The following is a 3,595-nucleotide window of genomic DNA, read 5'->3' on the forward strand; positions in this document are numbered from 1 at the left end:
GGCACCAACGGCAAGCTCGACACCGTCGAGGTCGAAGACGTGCTGTCCTTCGAGCGCGAGCTGCTGGACTACCTGCGTCGCAACACCTCGGTGCTCGACGACCTGCGTGAGAAGAACGTCCTCACCGACGAGATCCTCAGCGAGCTCGAGGCGAAGACCGACGCGTTCGTGCTGGAGTTCCAGGCCGGCAAGGGCCAGGCCATCAACCAGCCCGGCCACGAAGAGGTCTCCGCCGCCGCGGCCGAGGACGTCAACCAGGAGAAGATCGTCAAGGGCCGCCGCTAAGGCGCTCCGGGACAGGAACCATGGGCGCACAACTGCGGGTCTACAAGCAGAAGATCAACTCTGCTCAGACCACCAAGAAGATCACGAAGGCGATGGAACTCATCGCGGCATCGCGCATCCAGAAGGCGATGGGGCGTGTGCGCGCCTCCTCGCCCTTCGCGCGGGCCGTGACGCGGGCCGTCTCCGCCGTGGCCACGCATTCGAACGTCGATCACCCGCTGACCGTGGAGCGCGACGTCATCCGCCGCTCCGCCGTGGTGATCTTCGCCTCGGACCGGGGACTGGCGGGCGCGTTCAACTCGCAGATCCTCCGCGAAGGTCTGCGGCTGGCCGAGCTCCTGCGTTCGGAAGGACGCGAGCCGGTGTTCTATCTCATCGGCCGCAAGGCCGTGGGGTACTTCCAGTTCCGCCGCATGGACAGCGCGGCACAGTGGACCGGTGACACCGACACCCCGCACTTCCACACCGCCGAGGAGATCGCGGCAACGCTCCTGGATGCCTACGACCGCGGTGGTGAGGACGGCGGAGTGGACGAGATCCACCTCGTGTACAACCGCTTTGTCAGCATGATGACGCAGTCGCCCGAGACGGTGCGCCTGCTGCCGCTCGAGGTCGTCGAGGCCGAGGAGAGCACCGACTCGCAGGTTTATCCGCTCTACGAGTTCGAGCCCGACGCCGAGACGGTTCTCGACGCTCTGCTGCCGGTGTACATCCAGAGCCGCGTGTTCAACGCCCTCCTGCAGTCGTCGGCGGCCAAGCACGCTGCGACGCAGAAGGCGATGAAGTCCGCGAGCGACAACGCCGACAAGCTGATCACCGATTACACGCGACTGCGCAACAACGCACGCCAGGCCGAGATCACCCAGCAGATCGCCGAGATCGTCGGCGGCGCCGACGCCCTCGCGTCGGGCAAGTGACCGGCACGGCGCAACAGACCATCACGAAAGAGAAGAAGCCATGAGCCTCACCGCTGAGAAGACGGACGTGCAGGTCGTCGGGCGTGTCGCCCGGGTGACCGGACCCGTCGTCGACATCGAGTTCCCGCACGACGCGATCCCCGACATCTACAACGCGCTGAAGACGACGATCACGATCGGCGAGGATGCGACCGAGATCACTCTCGAGGTCGCCCAGCACCTCGGCGACGACCTCGTGCGTGCGATCGCCCTGAAGCCGACGGACGGCATCGTCCGCGGCCAGGAGGTGCGCGACACCGGAGACCAGATCACGGTGCCCGTCGGCGACGTGACCAAGGGCCGCGTGTTCGACGTCACGGGAGAGATCCTCAACGCCGAGCCGGGCGAACAGGTCGAGGTCACGGAGCGCTGGGGCATCCACCGCCAGGCGCCCAGCTTCGACCAGCTCGAGTCGAAGACCACGATGTTCGAAACGGGCATCAAGGTCATCGACCTGCTGACCCCGTACGTGCAGGGTGGGAAGATCGGCCTCTTCGGCGGTGCCGGCGTCGGCAAGACGGTGCTCATCCAGGAGATGATCCAGCGCGTCGCGCAGGACCACGGTGGTGTGTCGGTGTTCGCCGGTGTCGGTGAGCGCACGCGTGAGGGCAACGACCTCATCGGCGAGATGGACGAGGCCGGCGTCTTCGACAAGACCGCCCTCGTCTTCGGCCAGATGGACGAGCCGCCGGGGACGCGTCTTCGCGTCGCCCTCTCGGCGCTGACGATGGCGGAGTACTTCCGCGACGTGCAGAAGCAGGACGTGCTGCTGTTCATCGACAACATCTTCCGCTTCACGCAGGCCGGTTCCGAGGTCTCCACGCTGCTGGGCCGCATGCCCTCGGCCGTGGGCTACCAGCCGAACCTCGCCGACGAGATGGGTGTGCTCCAGGAGCGCATCACCTCGACCCGCGGTCACTCGATCACCTCGCTGCAGGCGATCTACGTTCCCGCCGACGACTACACCGACCCGGCGCCGGCGACGACCTTCGCGCACCTCGACGCGACGACCGAGCTCTCGCGTGAGATCGCGTCGAAGGGTCTGTACCCCGCGGTCGACCCGCTGACCTCGAGCAGCCGCATCCTCGACCCGCGCTACATCGGTGAGGACCACTACCGCGTGGCCACCGCGGTGAAGCAGATCCTGCAGAAGAACAAGGAGCTGCAGGAGATCATCGCCATCCTCGGTGTCGACGAGCTCTCCGAAGAGGACAAGATCGTCGTGTCGCGTGCGCGTCGCATCCAGCAGTTCCTGTCGCAGAACACCTACATGGCGAAGAAGTTCACCGGCGTGGAGGGTTCGACCGTTCCGATCAAGGAGACGATCGAGTCGTTCGACGCGATCGTGAAGGGCGACTTCGACCACGTGGCCGAGCAGGCGTTCTTCAACGTCGGCGGCATCTCCGACGTCGAAGAGAACTGGGCCCGCATCCAGAAGGAGAACGGCTGATCATGCTCGTACGGAGCGACTGGAGGGAGTCGAAGTGACGCTGAAGGTGAGTCTCGTCTCCGCCGACGCCGAGGTCTGGACGGGGGAGGCCTTGCTCGTCGTCGCCAAGACCGTCGAGGGCGAGATCGGTTTCATGCCCGGTCACGAGCCGGTGCTGGCGATCCTCGCGGAAGGCCAGGTGCGCATCACCGAGACCTCCGGCCAGAAGGTCGTCGCCAACGCGCAAGACGGTTTCCTGTCGATGGCCGGCGACGAGCTCACGATCGTGGCCGGCAACGCCGCCGTCGTCGCCTGACGACACACACGCAGTCCGAGAGGGCGCGAGCATCCGGGGTATCCGGAGCTCGTGCCCTCTCGCCTTCCCCGGAGAGATACGTGCTCGTTCTGCTGCCCCCGTCCGAGACCAAACGACCCGGGGGCGAAGGCCCGCCGCTCGCCCTGGATCGCCTCGCCCATCCGACCCTCACCCCCCTCCGGTCCCGCGTGGTCGATGCGCTCGTCGACCTCAGCGGTGACGAGGAGGAGAGCGCTCGCACGCTCAAGCTCGGGAAGACGCAGCGCGCCGACATCGGGCGGAACGCCGTCGTTCGCGTATCTGCGACGATGGCGGCCGTCGACCGCTACACGGGGGTGCTCTTCGACGCGCTGGACGCGCGTGGCCTGGACGATGGCGCCCGGGCATGGCTGGCCGCGCACGTGCAGATCCACTCCGCACCGTTCGGTCCGGTCGGCGCCATGGATGGCATTCCGGCGTACCGCATGTCGGCGGCGGTCTCGCTGCCGTCGCTCGGATCGTCGAAGCGGCTGTGGTCTGGCGCGGTGTCGGATGCGCTGGCCGAAGCGGCGCCGGACTTCGTCCTGGATCTGCGCTCCGAAGCCTATGTGGCGCTCGGCCCCGTTCCGG

General features: G+C 66.9%; 4 protein-coding genes and 1 pseudogene. All 5 read left to right on the forward strand.

The window, feature by feature from the left end; genetic code table 11:
• Positions 1-285: pseudogene (locus B4E30_RS14520) on the forward strand (F0F1 ATP synthase subunit alpha); the annotation flags it as partial.
• A gap of 20 nt (positions 286-305) precedes the next feature.
• Positions 306-1,202: a F0F1 ATP synthase subunit gamma gene (locus B4E30_RS14525; protein WP_071045306.1), complete on the forward strand. Its 897-nt coding sequence runs from the start codon at positions 306-308 to the stop codon at positions 1,200-1,202.
• A 40-nt stretch (positions 1,203-1,242) separates the two neighbouring features.
• A complete protein-coding gene (gene atpD, locus B4E30_RS14530; protein ID WP_286795828.1) occupies positions 1,243-2,691 on the forward strand; it encodes a F0F1 ATP synthase subunit beta in 1,449 nt (482 codons plus the stop codon).
• A gap of 34 nt (positions 2,692-2,725) precedes the next feature.
• Positions 2,726-2,986 (forward strand): F0F1 ATP synthase subunit epsilon, encoded by a 261-nt coding sequence (locus B4E30_RS14535; protein WP_286795830.1) that lies wholly within the window; start codon positions 2,726-2,728, stop codon positions 2,984-2,986.
• A gap of 80 nt (positions 2,987-3,066) precedes the next feature.
• Positions 3,067-3,595: peroxide stress protein YaaA (yaaA, locus tag B4E30_RS14540; RefSeq protein WP_286795832.1), on the forward strand; the 529-nt coding region annotated here is incomplete at its 3' end.

Origin of the sequence: Microbacterium sp. UBA3394 (assembly GCF_002358725.1) — a bacterium.
GTDB lineage: Bacteria > Actinomycetota > Actinomycetes > Actinomycetales > Microbacteriaceae > Microbacterium > Microbacterium luteum.

What these genes read in the sequence shown, in the direction of transcription:
- B4E30_RS14525 (WP_071045306.1), top strand. Translation starts at nt 306, where the DNA reads ATGGGCGCACAACTGCGGGTCTACAAGCAGAAGATCAACTCTGCTCAG.
- atpD (WP_286795828.1), top strand. Translation starts at nt 1,243, where the DNA reads ATGAGCCTCACCGCTGAGAAGACGGACGTGCAGGTCGTCGGGCGTGTC.